The following is a 15,345-nucleotide window of genomic DNA, read 5'->3' on the forward strand; positions in this document are numbered from 1 at the left end:
GCTCAGGAGGAACGTTTCCTCCTGAGCCGCCGCGGCGCTCCCGGAGGTTCCGGTGGCATAGTCGGCGACCCGGTCTGACCAGTCCGACAACACTCCCGGTTCCGAGGACCGTCGTACCCTTGGTGAGTGACCGACGCCGTAGCAGCCATCCCAGAAGAAGCAGCCCCGGTCCCGCTCCTGGAGCCCAAGGAGGGGATCCCGCCCGTCGTGGCGGACGAGGAGGCGCTGGCCGCCACCGTCGCCGCCTTCGCCGCGGGCACCGGACCGGTGGCCGTCGACGCCGAGCGGGCCTCCGGCTACCGCTACGGGCAGCGCGCGTACCTGATCCAGCTGCGCCGCGCGGGCGCCGGCACCGCGCTGATCGACCCGATCGCCTGCCCCGACCTCGGCGGGCTGGGCGCCGCCCTCGCGGACGCCGAATGGGTGGTGCACGCCGCCACCCAGGACCTGCCCTGCCTGGCCGAGGTCGGCATGAGACCGCGACGCCTGTTCGACACCGAGCTGGCCGGACGGATCGCCGGCTTCGCCCGGGTCGGCCTCGGTCCGATGACCGAGAGCGTGCTCGGCCTGAGCCTGGCCAAGGAGCACTCGGCGGTCGACTGGTCCACCCGTCCGCTGCCCGAGCCGTGGCTGCGCTACGCCGCTCTGGACGTCGAGGTGCTGGTCGAGCTGCGGGACGCACTCGAACGGGAGCTGGACGCCCAGGGCAAGCTCGACTGGGCGCTGGAGGAGTTCGCCGCGATCGCCGCCGCGCCCCGCCCGGCCCCGCGCACCGACCCGTGGCGGCGCACCTCGCAGCTGCACAAGGTCCGCCGGCGCCGCCAGCTGGCCGTCGTCCGCGAGCTGTGGCTGACCCGGGACCGGATGGCACAGGAGCGCGACGTCTCGCCGGGCCGGGTCCTGTCGGACGCCGCGATCGTCAACGCCGCGCTGGCCATGCCGCTGAACATCGCCGCGCTCCAGGCCGTCCAGGGCTTCGGGCCGCGGGTGCACCGGCGCCAGCTGGAGCAGTGGCTGGCCGCCGTGCAGCGCGGCCGGGAGGTACCGGAGAACCAGCTGCCGCCGGCCGCCGCACCGCACGACGGCCCGCCGCCGCCGCGCGCCTGGGCCGAGAAGGACCCGGTCGCCGCCGCCCGGCTGTCCGGCGCCCGCAGCGCCGTCAGCGAGCTGGCCGAGAAGCACAACCTGCCCGCCGAGAACCTGATCACCCCGGACCTGGTCCGCCGGGTGTCCTGGGAACCGCCGGCCGACCCGGGCGCCGCCGGGGTGGCCGCCGCGCTGCGCGGCCTCGGGGCCAGGCAGTGGCAGGTCGACCTGGTCGCCCCGGTGGTGGCCGCCGCGTTCGCCGCGGCGACGGCCGCCGAGGCCTGACCCCGGGCGCGGGCCCGACCTCACGCGCCGACCGAAGGGGACGCCGTCCGGACGGACGGCGTCCCCTTCGGCGCGTCCGCGGCCACCACCGGGGAGCGGTCCTGGTCGGACGTGTCGCGGGACACACCGGGTGAACCCTCCGAGGGGCCTGGGCAGGTTGGTTACCGACCGGTAGCATGGCGGTGAAGCGGCGCCGCTCGGGTCTTCGCCGGCGGCAGCCTGCCCACCTCAAATGTTGGTCCCTGGGAGGAGAGCCCCCGTGCCTCGTACCGCGAGGGACGTCGTCTTCGTCGATGGCGTCCGCACCCCGTTCGGCAAGGCCGGCCCGAAGGGCATCTACCACGAGACGCGCGCCGACGACCTGGTCGTCAAGTGCATCCGGGAGCTCGTGCGCCGTAACCCGAACCTGCCCGTCGAGCGCATCGACGAGGTCGCCATCGCGGCCACCACGCAGATCGGCGACCAGGGTCTGACCATCGGCCGCACCGCCGCCCTGCTGTCCGGCCTGCCCAAGTCCGTGCCCGGCTACGCGATCGACCGCATGTGCGCCGGTGCGCTGACCGCCGTCACCACCACGGCCGGCGGCATCGCCTTCGGCGCCTACGACGTCGTCGTGGCCGGTGGCGTCGAGCACATGGGCCGCCACCCGATGGGCGAGGGCGTCGACCCGAACCCGCGCTTCGTCTCCGAGAAGCTGGTCGACGAGTCCGCCCTGTTCATGGGCATGACCGCGGAGAACCTGCACGACCGCTTCCCGCACATCACCAAGGAGCGCTGCGACGCCTACGCCGTGCGCTCCCAGGAGAAGGCCGCCAAGGCGTACGCCAACGGCGACATCCAGCCCGACCTGGTGCCGATCACGATCCGCAACACCAACCCCGAGGTCGGCGAGACCGGCTGGGGCCTGGCCACCGTGGACGAGCCGATGCGCCCGGGCACCACGATGGAGTCGCTGGCCGGCCTCAAGACCCCGTTCCGTCCGCACGGCAACATCACCGCGGGCAACTCGGCCGGTCTGAACGACGGTGCCACCGCCTCGCTGCTGGCCGCCGAGGACGTCGCCGAGGAGCTCGGCCTCCCGGTCAAGATGCGCCTGGTCTCCTACGCCTTCGCCGGCGTCGAGCCCGAGGTCATGGGCATCGGCCCGGTCCCGGCCACCGAGAAGGCGCTGGCCAAGGCCGGCCTCACCATCGACGACATCCAGGCCTTCGAGGTCAACGAGGCCTTCGCCGTCCAGGTGCTGTCCTTCCTCGACCACTACGGCATCGCGGACGACGACGAGCGGGTCAACCCGTTCGGCGGCGCGATCGCCTTCGGCCACCCGCTGGCCTCCTCCGGCGTCCGCCTGATGAACCAGCTGGCCCGCCGCTTCGAGCAGCGCCCGGACGTCCGCTACGGCCTCACCACGATGTGCATCGGCTTCGGCATGGGCGGCACCATCATCTGGGAGAACCCCCACTTCGAGGGTGGTAAGTGAGCATGAGCAACACCACTGAGCTGCTCCAGCGCGGCGCCGAGCTGTTCCCGGGCGAGGTCGTCACGACCGCGCACGTGCGCCACCTGGACCTGCCGCTGCAGGCCGGCAAGCTGGCCCTCATCACCCTGGACAACGGCTTCGACCACACCAAGCCGACCACCTTCGGCCCGGGTTCGCTGCTGAAGCTGAGCGAGGCGCTGGACCAGGTCGAGGCCGAGGCCGCCGAGGGCAAGATCGTCGGCGCCGCGATCACCGGCAAGCCGTTCATCTTCGCGGTCGGCGCCGACCTCAAGGGCGTCGAGCTGCTCAAGGAGCACGCGGACGCGCTCGCCATCGGCAAGGGCGGCCACGAGGTCTTCAAGCGGATCGCCGCGCTGCCCGTCCCCACCTTCGCCTTCTACAACGGCGCGGCGATGGGCGGCGGCGTCGAGGTCGGCCTGCACTGCGACTACCGCACCGTGTCGGCGGGCGTCCCGGCGTTCTCGCTGCCCGAGGTCTTCCTCGGCCTCGTCCCCGGCTGGGGCGGCTGCACCATCCTGCCGAACCTGATCGGCCCCGCGAAGGCCGTCAAGGTCATCATCGAGAACTCGATGGCGCAGAACAAGCAGCTCAAGGGCAAGGACGTGTTCGACCTGGGGATCGCCGACGCGATCTTCGAGCCGGCCGACTTCCTGGAGCAGTCGCTGCTGTGGGCGGCCAAGGTCCTCAAGGGCGACGTGGCCGTCGAGCGCGAGGCGATCGACCGCGGCAAGGCCTGGGACGACGCCGTCGCCTGGGGCCGCCTGGTCGCCGACGCCAAGGTGCACGGCGCGGCCCCGGCCGCCTACCGGGCGCTGGACATCATCGCCCAGGTCAAGGACCAGGACCTGCAGGCCGGCTTCGACGCCGAGGACGCCGCCCTGGCCGACCTGATCATGGGCGGCGAGCTGCGCAGCGGCATCTACGCCTTCAACCTGGTGCAGCGCCGGGCCAAGCGCCCGGTCGGCGCGCCGGACAAGTCGCTGGCCCGCCCGGTCTCCAAGGTCGGCGTCGTCGGCGCCGGTCTGATGGCCTCGCAGCTGGCGCTGCTGTTCGCCCGCCGCCTGGAGGTGCCGGTGGTCCTCACCGACATCGACCAGGAGCGCGTCGACAAGGGCGTCGGCTACGTGCACGCCGAGATCGACAAGCTGCTCGGCAAGGGCCGCATCGGCCAGGACAAGGCCAACCGCCTCAAGGGCCTGGTCACCGGCTCGCTCGACAAGGCCGCCGCCTTCGGCGACGCGGACTTCGTCATCGAGGCCGTGTTCGAGGAGATGGGTGTCAAGCAGACCGTCTTCGCGGACCTGGAGAACGTGGTCTCGCCGACCTGCGTGCTGGCGACCAACACCTCCTCGCTGTCGGTCACCGAGATGGCCTCGAAGCTGAAGCACCCCGAGCGGGTCGTCGGCTTCCACTTCTTCAACCCGGTCGCGATCCTGCCGCTGCTGGAGATCGTCCGCGGCGAGCGGACCGACGACGCCTCGCTGGCCACCGCCTTCGCGGTGTCCAAGAAGCTGAAGAAGACCTCGGTCCTGTGCAAGGACGCCCCGGCGTTCGTGGTGAACCGGATCCTGACCCGCTTCATGGGCGAGATCCAGAGCATCATCGACGAGGGCACCCCGATCGCCAGCGTCGAGAAGGCCGTCGAGCCGCTCGGCCTGCCGATGTCCCCGATCATGCTCCTGGAGCTGGTCGGCCCGGCCATCGCGCTGCACGTCTCGGAGACCCTGCACGGCGCCTTCCCGGAGCGGTTCTCCGTCTCCGAGAACCTCGGCAAGGTGGTCAAGGCCGGCAAGCGCGGCTTCTACACCTGGGTGGACGGCAAGCAGGTCCTCGACCCCGAGGTGCTGGAGCTGCTGGCCTTCGGCGACTCGGTGCTCACCGAGGAGCAGGTCCTCAGCCGCGCCCTGGAGGCCGTGGCGCAGGAGATCGGCCTGATGCTGGAGGAGGGTGTCGTCGCCGAGGCGCAGGACATCGACCTCTGCATGATCACCGGTGCCGGCTGGCCCTTCCACCTGGGCGGGATCACCCCGTACCTGGACCGTGAGGGCGTCTCGGAGCGGGTGAACGGCAAGAGGTTCCTCGCCCCCGGCGTGGCCTCCGTGCCCGCGTAGGGCGCAGCCCGTACGAACGGCGGAGCCCCGGTGACCTGGACGGTCACCGGGGCTCCTTCGTGCGTCGCCCCCGGCTTGTCGGACCGGGGACGGCGTCAGCGCTCGGGGCGGTGGTCAGTGCTTGAGGCGGTAGAAGACGGTGTCGCCGATGACGCCGATCATCTCGTAGTGGGTGTCCAGCAGGTTCTCGATCCGGGGGACCATCACGGGCTGGTAGGGGGCGATGCCGGAGTCGTCGACGAAGACCTCGGGCAGGCCGTTGGCCAGCTCCTTGTCGAAGGTCTGCCAGGCGTTGGAGACGCTGAACTGCTCGCCGACGTTCTGGCTGCCGTCCTTGCCGCCGCTGTAGTTGGTGAGGAAGCCGGCGGTCAGGTAGCGGGTCGCGGGCTTGCGGCCGGCCAGCCAGTACAGCTCGGGGTGCATGCCCCACACCAGCACGGTGTCCTTGGGGGTGGTCTGGGCGGCCACCGCGGTGGCGACCTCGGTGGTGCGGCTGAGCCGCTCCCCCGGCCAGGCCAGGGCGAGGCCCCAGAAGACGGTGGAGGCGACCGTCGTGTACACCAGGACGGGCTTCCAGCGGACCGCCGAGGTGGCCACCGCGCCGGTGCCGAGGAGCACCAGCGGCGGGATCAGCTGGAGGTAGTAGTGGCCGAAGAAGTGGAAGCCCACGCTGACCGCGACGACCGACGAGAGCAGCCACACCCACAGGTCGGCGGTGGAGCCGTGCTCCTCGCCGGCGACCGGCAGCGGGCGGTGGCGGTGCTTGAGCCACAGGCGCCGGCCCACCGGGAGCAGGAAGCCCAGGCCCGCGGCGACCAGGATGGCCGAGTTGCCGAGCGCGCGGCCGGTCATCTGCAGCCAGGCGCCGCCGAAGGAGGCGTAGTCGCCGCTGCCGGTGACCACCCAGAAGAGGAAGCCCTTGGGCTTGGTCAGGATGACCGCGACGAGCGCTATCGGCAGCGCGAAGCCGAAGCCGATCTTGAACAGGGCGGGCGGCCAGCGCACCCCGCGGCGGCGGGCGTCCTGGAGGAGCATCCACAGCACCGGCAGCAGCACCGCGCCGCCGGTCTGCTTGGTCAGCGAGCAGAGCGCGACCGCGATGCCGGCGGCCAGCCAGCGGCGGCGCTCGGCGTAGCGGAAGGCGGCCACCATGGCGGGCAGCATGAAGACCTCGAAGGTCGCCGCCTGGGTGTCCTCCGGGGAGAGCCCGATGGAGACCAGCAGGTAGAGCAGCCCGGCGCCGGCGCCGGCCCGGTTGCCCCAGCGGCCGCGGGCGATGGAGGCCAGCAGGATCGCGGTGACCAGGTGGGCGACCACCGCGAGGGTGCGCAGCGGCCACAGCGAGGCGGAGCCGAAGACCGCGAAGCAGGCCTGGTAGAGCCAGGGCAGCAGCGGCGGCTTGCGGTCGACCACGGTGTCGTACAGGACCCCGCCGTCGGCCAGCATCCGGGCCTGGGTGGCCAGGAAGCCCTCGTCGGGGCTCCACACCGGCCGGGCGAAGGAAGGGATGTGGGTGGCGAGCGCCACCAGTGCCAGCACCGGCACCAGCCTGGTCCAGTACCCGGTCGTGACGTGGGTACGGACGCGCTCGGGCAGGCGCTGGGCCAGCCCGGCGAGGCGGGGGTGGGTGGGGGTGGTCGGCACCATCACAACCTACCGGGCGGGATCGGCGCGGGCAGCGCCGGTCCCGCCTTTCGGTGCGATTATCCGCTCGTCTGGTGACGAGCTGTTGCAGAGTTGGGGCAAACGGCCCCGGCCGCGGGGCTCAGGCCTCGATGCGGGCCTCCGTGGCGGCCTTGTCCAGACCGGCCACCAGAGCGGTCACCTTGCGGGCGATGTCCGGGGCGTTGAGACCGATCTCCGCCAGGATCTCGGCCCGGGTCGCGTGGTCCAGGAACTCCTGCGGGATGCCGAAGTCGCGCACCGGCAGGTCCACGTCGGCGTCGCGCAGCGCCTGCGCCACGGCGGCGCCGACGCCGCCCGCGCGGCCGTTGTCCTCGATCGTGACGACGGCGCGGTGCTCGGCGGCCAGGCCCGGCAGGGCCGGGTCGACCGGCTTGACCCAGCGGGGGTCCACCACGGTCGCGGTGATGCCCTGGGCGGCCAGCAGGTCGGCGACCTCCAGGCTGGTGCCGGCCATCGCGCCGACCGAGACGATGAGCACGTCGGCGCGGTGCGCCCCGGCGGACTCCCCGGCGGCGCGCAGCACGTCCATGCCGCCGACCCGGCCGACGGCGGGGACGGCCGGGCCGACCGTGCCCTTGGAGTAGCGCACGACCGTCGGCGCGTCCTTGACCTCGACGGCCTCGCGCAGCTGGGCGCGCAGCTGGTCGGCGTCGCGCGGGGCGGCCAGGCGCAGGGTCGGGACGACCTGCAGGATCGACATGTCCCACATGCCGTTGTGCGAGGCGCCGTCATTGCCGGTGACGCCGGCCCGGTCGAGCACGAAGGTGACGCCCAGCTTGTGCAGGGCGACGTCCATCAGGACCTGGTCGAAGGCGCGGTTCAGGAAGGTCGCGTAGACGGCGACGACCGGGTGCAGGCCGCCGGTGGCCAGGCCGGCGGCGCTGGTGACGGCGTGCTGCTCGGCGATGCCGACGTCGAAGATCCGCTTCGGGAAGGCCTCCGCGAACGGGGCGAGGCCGACCGGGTGGAGCATGGCGGCGGTGATGCCGACCACGTCCTCGCGCTCGCGGCCGATCGCGACCATCTCCTCGGCGAAGACGGACGTCCAGTCCTTGCCCGCGCTCTTGATCGGCAGGCCGGTCTCCGGGTGGATCACGCCGACCGCGTGGAAGCGGTCCTCGTCGTTGTTCTCGGCGGCGTGGTAGCCGCGGCCCTTCTCGGTGAGGCAGTGGACGATCACCGGGCCGCCGAAGCCGCGCGCCTTGGTCAGCGCGGACTCCAGGGCGGTGAGGTCGTGGCCGTCGATCGGGCCGATGTACTTGAGGCCGAGGTCCTCGAACATGCCCTGCGGGGCGATGAAGTCCTTGAGGCCCTTCTTGGCGCCGTGCAGCGTCTCGAAGAGCTGCTGGCCGACCACCGGGGTGCGCTGGAGCGCGTCCTTGCCCCAGGAGAGGAAGCGCTCGTAGCCCTGGGTGGTGCGCAGCGTGGAGAGGTGGTTGGCCATGCCGCCGATGGTCGGCGAGTAGGAGCGCTCGTTGTCGTTGACGACGATGACGACCGGGCGGTCCTTGGCGTCGGCGATGTTGTTGATCGCCTCCCAGGCCATGCCGCCGGTGAGGGCGCCGTCGCCGATGACCGCGACGACCGGGTCGTTGTTGCCCTTGAGCTGGTTGGCCTTGGCCAGGCCGTCGGCGTAGGAGAGCACGGTGGAGGCGTGCGAGTTCTCGATCACGTCGTGCTCGGACTCGGCGCGGGACGGGTAGCCCGACAGGCCGCCCTTCATGCGCAGCATCGAGAAGTCCTGGCGGCCGGTGAGCAGCTTGTGGACGTAGCTCTGGTGGCCGGTGTCGAAGAGGATGCGGTCGCGCGGGGAGTCGAAGACCCGGTGCAGCGCGATGGTGAGCTCCACCACGCCGAGGTTGGGGCCGAGGTGGCCGCCCGTCTTGGAGACCTCCGTCACCAGGAAGGTCCGGATCTCCTGCGCCAGTGCGGCCAGCTGTCCGGGCGTGAGCCGGTCGAGATCGCGCGGTCCCCGAATGCGGGTCAGCAGGGCCACCCGTTCCTCCTCGTTCAGTGTTCGCGGACCGCGGCCGGTCCGACGGGCGTCGCTGCCCGGTGTGCCGGTGCGCCTCGACGGTCCGCTGCGACGGTCGTGGTCGGTGCCGACCGGTCGAGTCTAATGTCCGCCTGCCGGACACCGAGCGGCGCGCCCGGTGCCACCGGCCGGTCATGGGCGATCCCCGAGGTGACGGGGGTCCGGGCGGGGCCGGGTCGCGTCAAGCCCGGTTGACGGAGGCGGCGGCGAGGGCGCCCGACTCCCCCATCTCGCTCATGACGAGCGCCAGTGCGCCCAGCACCTCCGCGCGGCCGCCCAGGGTGCCGGGCACCACGGACAGCTGGCGGGCGGCGCTCGGGATCGCGTAGCGGGCGACCGAGTCCCGGATCGGGGCCAGCACCAGCTCACCGGCCTCGGCGAGGTCGCCGCCGAGGATCACCCGGCGCGGGTTGAGCAGGTTGCACAGGGTGGCGACGCCGGTGCCGATCTGCCGGCCGGCGTCGGCGATCACCCGGCGGCAGCCGAGGTCGCCCTGGTGGGCCAGCTCGACCACCCCGGGCAGGCTGAGGTCGGGGCCGAGGGTCGAGGAGAGCAGGGAGAGCAGGTAGCGGGATCCGACGAAGGTCTCCAGGCAGCCGCGGTTGCCGCAGCGGCAGACCGGGCCGGCCTCGTCCAGCGTGATGTGCCCTATCTCACCGGCGGTGCCGCCGGGGCCCCGGTAGATCTGGCCGTTGATCACCAGGCCGGCGCCGACCCCGCTGGCGATCTTGATGTAGGCGAGGTCGCTCAGGCCCCGGCCGGCGCCCCAGACCAGCTCGCCGAGCGCGCCGAGGTTGGCGTCGTTGTCGACGTGCACCGGCATGTCGAGCCGCTCGGCCAGCTCGCGGCCGGGGGCGATGCCCGTCCAGCCGGGCAGGATCGCGGTGGAGCCGAGCGCGCCGGTCTCCACGTCGATCGGGCCCGGCACGCCGAGGCCGACGCCGATCACCTTGTCCGGGCGGAAGCCGGCCTGCGCCAGGAGCCGCTCGACCATGGCCTCGGCGCGGTCGAAGCCCTGGGCGGCCGAGACGTCGACGTCGATCGGGGCGCTCTCCTCGGCGAGCACCCGGTGCGCGAGGTTGCCGACCGCGACCCTCAGGTGGGTGTGGCCGAAATCGATGCCGACGACGATGCCGGCGTCGCCGCTGAGCGAGACGCTGCGGGCCCGGCGGCCGCCGGAGGAGGTGTCGGCGACGACGACGGTGCCGCTCTCCTTCAGTTCCCGCACGATGTTGGAGACGGTGGCCGCCGAGAGGCCGGTGCCGCGGGCGATCTCGGCCTGGGTCAGCGAGCCGGCCATCCGTACGGCCCGCAGCACGCGCTCCAGGTTCGCCCGGTGCAGCGATGACTGCGAGCCCGGTGTGTCCGTCGCCATGATCCACCATCCCAGAGGGGCGAGGACCCCTCCGCCGGGCGTCCCCTTCAACTCCTGAAGCCTACGGCTCCGGGCGGCAGGTGGGGGTGGTGGAGGCCGGATCGGGGGCGGCGGGGGTGACGGCGGGCGAGCGGCGGCGGGGACGGGAGGGCTGCTCCGGGTGGGCCGTCGGGGCCGTCAGGTCACGGTGGGGTTGAGGTGGTGGGGGGATCCCGGGGAGGTCCAGGGGCTTTCGGGCTCCTGTCGGCAGCCGAAAACCGGTCACCACTACCATGGTGCTCAATCTCACGCGTCCCACCGGACCGCGGACGGTACCGGCGGAGGACGAATCCAGACATGACGGGGAATCAGATGGCAGGGGATCACCCTACGCCGGGGGCAGGCGAAACACCGGGCAGCGGCCCGCAGGAACACCGCGGCGTCTCGTTCGGGCGCCAGCCCGGCGTCGACCCGGCCGCCGTCGCCGACCAGATGACGCAGCTGGACGGCTCGGCGATCCCGGGGCCGGCGGCACCCGCGGGACCGCCGGCCCAGCCGCCGGCGCCGCCGGCCGCACCGCCGACCGGCCCGGCCTACGCGCCGACCGCCGCCGCCTTCCCCTCCCAGGCCCCGCCGCCGCCCCCGGCCGGCGCGCCCGTCGGCCCGTACGACCCGGTGCCCGGCGGCGGGTACCAGGCGCCCGACGCCGGGCAGTCCTACGGCGGCTACGGCTACCCGCAGGAGCAGCAGAGCGGCTACGCCTTCCCGACCACGCCGGTGCCGGTCGTGCCGAAGCAGCGCAACCCCGTGATGGTCTGGGGCGGCATCATCGGCGGCGTGCTCGCGATCGCCATCGTCGCCGCGCTGGTCGTGCTGTTCCAGCAGAAGGACAACCCCGACAACCCGGTCGCGAACACCGGCGGGACCACCAGCGGCACCTCCGGCGACGGCGGCAGCACCAGCTCCGGCACCAGCGGCACCAGCGGCAACGGCGGCACGGGCGGCGGCGGTGCCAGCTACAACGTCGCCTGGTCCGTCCCCAAGGCCACCGACTCGGACGGCAGCACCCAGATGCTCGGCATCTGGGCCACCGACAAGGTCGCCGTGCGCGTGGACTCCAACGGCGTCCGCGCGTACAACCTGTCGGACGGCAAGCCCGCGTGGTCCATCCCGGTGCCGAACGGCGCCAAGGAGCTGTGCGCCGCGTCGAACAGCACCAACTCCAAGAACATCGGCGCCATCGCCTTCAACACCGGTGACAGCGACTGCTCCACCATGGGCGCCGTCGACCTCACCTCCGGCAAGATGCTCTGGAGCGTCAAGGTCTCCAACGACCGGCTCTCCTCCCCGACCCTGTCCGTCACCGACAAGGTCGTCGCCATCGGCGGCCGGGTGGTCGGCGCGGTCAACATCGACAACGGCCAGACCGTCTGGTCGTGGAAGCCGCGCGACAGCAGCTGCACCGTGACGGGCCGCACCACCGGTGCCCAGATCGTGGTCAGCGACCGCTGCTACGAGAGCAGCCCGAAGTCCCAGCTGTACGTGGTGGACTCGGAGACCGGCGCGCAGAAGAGCACGCCGCTCGCGCTCGCCGGCAGCATCGAGGCGGTCGACAAGGTCGTCTCCGCGGATCCGCTGGTGGTGCTCATGACCAACGGCACCAACGGGGACTACGTCCTGCCGTTCGACAAGAGCAACAAGCCGGGCAACCCGATGTCGGTCAAGGAGCCCGGCTCCGACAGCCTGCGCCTGACCGGCCTGAACGACGCGATCAGGGCGAACGTCGTCAGCGGGAACATCCTGTACGCCCAGGTCAGCGGAAGCAAGGACGCCATCAACGCGTACGACCTGACCACCGGCAAGCGGCTGTGGTCGGCCGCCAACCCGACCGCCAACCAGGACATCCGGCTCGTCTCCGGGTACGACAAGGACGGCAAGGTCCGCGCCATCCTCACCCAGGGCTACAAGAAGCCCGCGCGCCTCGTGACCCTCTCGCCGACCGACGGCTCGATGACCGACCTCGGGACCCTGGCCATGCCGGACGGCATGGACATCGGCGCCGGCCTGAACGAGTACAAGATGACGCAGGACGCCAGCGAGGTCATCACCTTCTCGCGGTACGGCTCGGACTCGCCGCTCGCCAAGTGGGCGAAGAAGTGACGACGAACTGACGTCTCTCCAGGGGAGGGGCGGGTCGGGGCCGACGCCCCGACCCGCCCCTCCTTCGTCGTCCCCCCGTCATTGCGCGGCCCGGGCCGTCCGCCCGCGATTATTCGGCGGGCCCGCGCGTTGCACGTGGGAAGATGCGCAACACCAGCCCGACGAAGGAGTTCAGCGAGTGCCCGGCACCAACCTGACCCGTGAGGAGGCCCGCACCCGGGCCGACCTCCTGCACGTGGACGCGTACGACATCGAGCTCGACCTCGGCACCGCCCGCGAGGGCGGGACCTTCCGGTCCACCACCGTCGTCCGGTTCACCGCCACGACCCCCGGCGCGGACACGTTCATCGACCTCGTCGCCCCGGGCGTCGAGGAGATCACCCTCAACGGCGCCGCGCTCGACCCCGCGAGCTTCGCCGACAGCCGCATCCCGCTGCCGGGCCTCGCGGCCGAGAACGAGCTGCGCGTCGTCGCGAACTGCGCCTACACCAACACCGGCGAGGGCCTGCACCGCTTCGTCGACCCGGTCGACGGCGAGACCTACCTCTACACCCAGTTCGAGGTGCCGGACGCCCGCCGCGTCTTCGCCAGCTTCGAGCAGCCCGACCTGAAGGCCGCGTTCACCTTCACCGTCACCGCCCCCAAGGGCTGGGTCGTCGTCTCCAACTCCCCGACGCCGCAGCCGACCGGCGACGGGGACACCCAGGTCTGGGCCTTCGAGCCGACCGGCCGCATCTCCACCTACATCACCGCGCTGGTCGCCGGCCCCTACGTCGGCGTCTTCGACAGCTACGAGAACGGCGACCAGAAGGTGCCGCTCGGCGTCTACTGCCGGCCCTCGCTGCGCGAATTCCTCGACGCCGAGGCCGTGTTCGAGGTGACCAAGCAGGGGTTCGACTACTTCCAGGAGAAGTTCGACTACCCCTACCCGTTCGCCAAGTACGACCAGCTGTTCGTCCCGGAGTTCAACGCCGGCGCGATGGAGAACGCGGGCGCCGTCACCCTGCGCGACCAGTACGTGTTCCGCTCCAAGGTCACCGACGCCGCTTACGAGGCCCGCGCCGCGACGATCCTGCACGAGCTCGCCCACATGTGGTTCGGCGACCTCGTCACCATGGAGTGGTGGAACGACCTCTGGCTGAACGAGTCCTTCGCCACCTTCGCCGAGGCCGTCTGCCAGGCCGAGGCGCCCGGCTCCCGGTGGCCGCACTCCTGGACCACCTTCGCCAACCAGATGAAGACCTGGGCGTACCGGCAGGACCAGCTGCCGTCCACCCACCCGATCATGGCCGACATCAACGACCTGGAGGACGTCCAGGTCAACTTCGACGGCATCACGTACGCCAAGGGCGCCTCGGTGCTCAAGCAGCTCGTCGCCTACGTCGGCCAGGACGCCTTCTTCCAGGGCGTGCAGGCCTACTTCAAGCGCCACGCCTGGGGCAACACCCGCCTCGGCGACCTCCTCGGCGCGCTGGAGGAGGCCAGCGGACGCGACCTCAAGGCGTGGTCCAAGGCCTGGCTGGAGACCGCCGGCATCAACGTGCTGCGCCCCTCGATCGTCCTGAACACCGACGGCGAGATCGAGTCCTTCACCGTCCTCCAGGAGGCCCCCGCCCTCCCCGACGGCGCCAAGGGCGAGGCCGTGCTGCGCCCGCACCGCATCGCCATCGGCCTGTACGAACTCGCCGACGGCGACACCCTGGTGCGCACCGACCGGATCGAGCTCGACGTCGACGGTCCGCGCACCGAGGTGCCTGAGCTCGTCGGACGGCACCGGCCGGCCGTCGTCCTGCTCAACGACGACGACCTCTCCTACGCCAAGATCCGGCTCGACGAGGACTCGCTCGCCGTCGTCACCGAACACCTCGGCGCCTTCACCGAGTCGCTGCCCCGCGCCCTGTGCTGGGCCTCCGCCTGGGACATGACCCGCGACGGCGAACTCGCCGCCCGCGACTACCTGGCGCTCGCGCTCTCCGGCATCGGGCGCGAGAGCGACATCGGCGTCGTCCAGTCCGTGCAGCGGCAGGTCAAGCTCGCCCTCGACGCCTACGCCGACCCGGCCTGGCGCGAGGAGGGCCTCGGCCGCTGGGCCGCCGCCGCCGAGGAGCACCTGCGGGCCGCCGAGGCCGGCAGCGACCACCAGCTGGCCTGGGCCCGCACGCTCTCCTCCGTCGCCCGCACCGACGCCCAGCTCGACCTGCTCGCCGGGCTGCTCGCCGGGACCACCGAGATCAAGGGCCTGGCCGTCGACACCGAGCTGCGCTGGACCCTGCTGGTCCGGCTCTCGGCCACCGGACGCGCCGACGAGGCGGCCGTCGCCGCCGAGCTGGAGCGCGACAACACCGCGGCCGGCCAGGAGCACGCCGCCACCTGCCGCGCGGCCCGGCCCACCGCCGAGGCCAAGGCACAGGCGTGGGCGGCGGTCGTCGAGTCCGACACGCTCACCAACTACGTGCAGGAGGCCACCATCGCCGGCTTCCAGCAGGCCGACCAGCGGGAGCTGCTCGCGCCGTACGCGGCGAAGTACTTCGACGCCGTCAAGGGCGTCTGGGAGACCCGCAGCCACGAGATCTCGCAGCAGATCATCGGCGGGCTGTACCCGGCGCTGCAGGTGTCGCAGGCGACGGTCGACGCCACCGACGCGTGGCTCGCCGCGGCCGAGCCGGCGCCGGCGCTGCGGCGCCAGGTCGTCGAGGCGAAGGCCGGGGTCGAGCGGGCGCTGCGGGCGCAGGCCGCCGACCGGGCGGCCGGGGGGCGCTAGGCCCGACAACGCGGAGGGGCGCCGGACTCGGTCCGGCGCCCCTTCGGCGTTGGTGCGGGTCTTGCTGGTGGACGGCCGTGGGACCGTCGGCTAGTTCTTCTTGCCCTTGCCGTACGGCATGGCCGCGAGGGCGGCGATGATCACGAAGGCCGCGATCGGGATCAGCACGTACAGGCCGATGGCCTGGCCGACGCTGAGGCCGGAACCCGGGTCGTCGCCGTCGTCCCGGGTGAAGGCCATGGCGGGCGACGACAGCAGCATCATCAGCGTGACCGTTGCGGAGACCGCGCCGGCTCGCAAAGCGTTCCTCTTGTCCACGTTTTCCAACTTACCCGGGGCTTATGGGGTGGCGCGCGTCGGGGTGGGCCT

Annotated in this window: 9 protein-coding genes; 5 read left to right on the top strand and 4 right to left on the bottom strand. The window is 72.3% G+C overall.

Going from position 1 to position 15,345, the window contains the following annotated elements; translation table 11 throughout:
• The first annotated feature begins 126 nt into the window (after positions 1-126).
• The 3 genes from AB0C76_RS19095 to AB0C76_RS19105 all read left to right on the top strand — a co-directional run bounded on the left by AB0C76_RS19095 (position 127) and on the right by AB0C76_RS19105 (position 4,980).
• Positions 127-1,371, top strand: coding sequence for a ribonuclease D (locus AB0C76_RS19095; RefSeq protein WP_359966321.1), 1,245 nt, complete (start codon positions 127-129; stop codon positions 1,369-1,371).
• 259 nt (positions 1,372-1,630) lie between these two features.
• The gene (locus tag AB0C76_RS19100; RefSeq protein WP_329928543.1) at positions 1,631-2,848 is read left to right on the top strand and encodes an acetyl-CoA C-acyltransferase; all 1,218 of its coding nucleotides are present in this window, start codon (positions 1,631-1,633) and stop codon (positions 2,846-2,848) included.
• A 2-nt stretch (positions 2,849-2,850) separates the two neighbouring features.
• Positions 2,851-4,980: a 3-hydroxyacyl-CoA dehydrogenase NAD-binding domain-containing protein gene (locus tag AB0C76_RS19105; RefSeq protein ID WP_359966324.1), complete on the top strand. Its 2,130-nt coding sequence runs from the start codon at positions 2,851-2,853 to the stop codon at positions 4,978-4,980.
• A gap of 114 nt (positions 4,981-5,094) precedes the next feature.
• Here the strand turns inward: AB0C76_RS19105 and AB0C76_RS19110 are convergent, their stop codons facing one another.
• From AB0C76_RS19110 to AB0C76_RS19120, 3 genes are all read right to left on the bottom strand, one after another.
• A complete protein-coding gene (locus tag AB0C76_RS19110) occupies positions 5,095-6,627 on the bottom strand; it encodes a glycosyltransferase family 39 protein (RefSeq protein ID WP_359966327.1) in 1,533 nt (510 codons plus the stop codon).
• Between the two features lie 118 nt (positions 6,628-6,745).
• On the bottom strand, positions 6,746-8,662 hold the full coding sequence (gene dxs / locus AB0C76_RS19115) for a 1-deoxy-D-xylulose-5-phosphate synthase (RefSeq protein ID WP_359966330.1): 1,917 nt from the start codon (positions 8,660-8,662) through the stop codon (positions 6,746-6,748).
• A gap of 220 nt (positions 8,663-8,882) precedes the next feature.
• Positions 8,883-10,076 carry an ROK family transcriptional regulator gene (locus AB0C76_RS19120; protein WP_359966333.1) on the bottom strand — a complete coding sequence of 398 codons (1,194 nt, stop codon included), beginning with the start codon at positions 10,074-10,076 and terminating at the stop codon, positions 8,883-8,885.
• A 336-nt stretch (positions 10,077-10,412) separates the two neighbouring features.
• Here AB0C76_RS19120 and AB0C76_RS19125 point away from each other — a divergent pair, with 336 nt between their 5' ends.
• Together AB0C76_RS19125 and pepN are read left to right on the top strand one after the other, a co-directional pair.
• Entirely contained in the window at positions 10,413-12,215 is a 1,803-nt protein-coding gene (locus AB0C76_RS19125) for a PQQ-binding-like beta-propeller repeat protein (protein WP_359966336.1), read from the top strand.
• 178 nt (positions 12,216-12,393) lie between these two features.
• Positions 12,394-14,976 (top strand): aminopeptidase N, encoded by a 2,583-nt coding sequence (pepN, locus tag AB0C76_RS19130; RefSeq protein WP_359966339.1) that lies wholly within the window; start codon positions 12,394-12,396, stop codon positions 14,974-14,976.
• Between the two features lie 90 nt (positions 14,977-15,066).
• Here the strand turns inward: pepN and AB0C76_RS19135 are convergent, their stop codons facing one another.
• Positions 15,067-15,294: a hypothetical protein gene (locus AB0C76_RS19135; protein ID WP_359966342.1), complete on the bottom strand. Its 228-nt coding sequence runs from the start codon at positions 15,292-15,294 to the stop codon at positions 15,067-15,069.
• Positions 15,295-15,345: the final 51 nt, after the last annotated feature.

Origin of the sequence: Kitasatospora sp. NPDC048722 (genome assembly GCF_040650235.1) — a bacterium.
Taxonomy (GTDB): domain Bacteria; phylum Actinomycetota; class Actinomycetes; order Streptomycetales; family Streptomycetaceae; genus Kitasatospora.

Excerpts from the sequence above, each read along its gene's own strand:
- AB0C76_RS19105 (WP_359966324.1), top strand. The coding sequence starts at position 2,851 with ATGAGCAACACCACTGAGCTGCTCCAGCGCGGCGCCGAGCTGTTCCCG.
- AB0C76_RS19110 (WP_359966327.1), bottom strand. The coding sequence starts at position 6,627 with ATGGTGCCGACCACCCCCACCCACCCCCGCCTCGCCGGGCTGGCCCAG.
- AB0C76_RS19120 (WP_359966333.1), bottom strand. The coding sequence starts at position 10,076 with ATGGCGACGGACACACCGGGCTCGCAGTCATCGCTGCACCGGGCGAAC.
- AB0C76_RS19125 (WP_359966336.1), top strand. The coding sequence starts at position 10,413 with ATGACGGGGAATCAGATGGCAGGGGATCACCCTACGCCGGGGGCAGGC.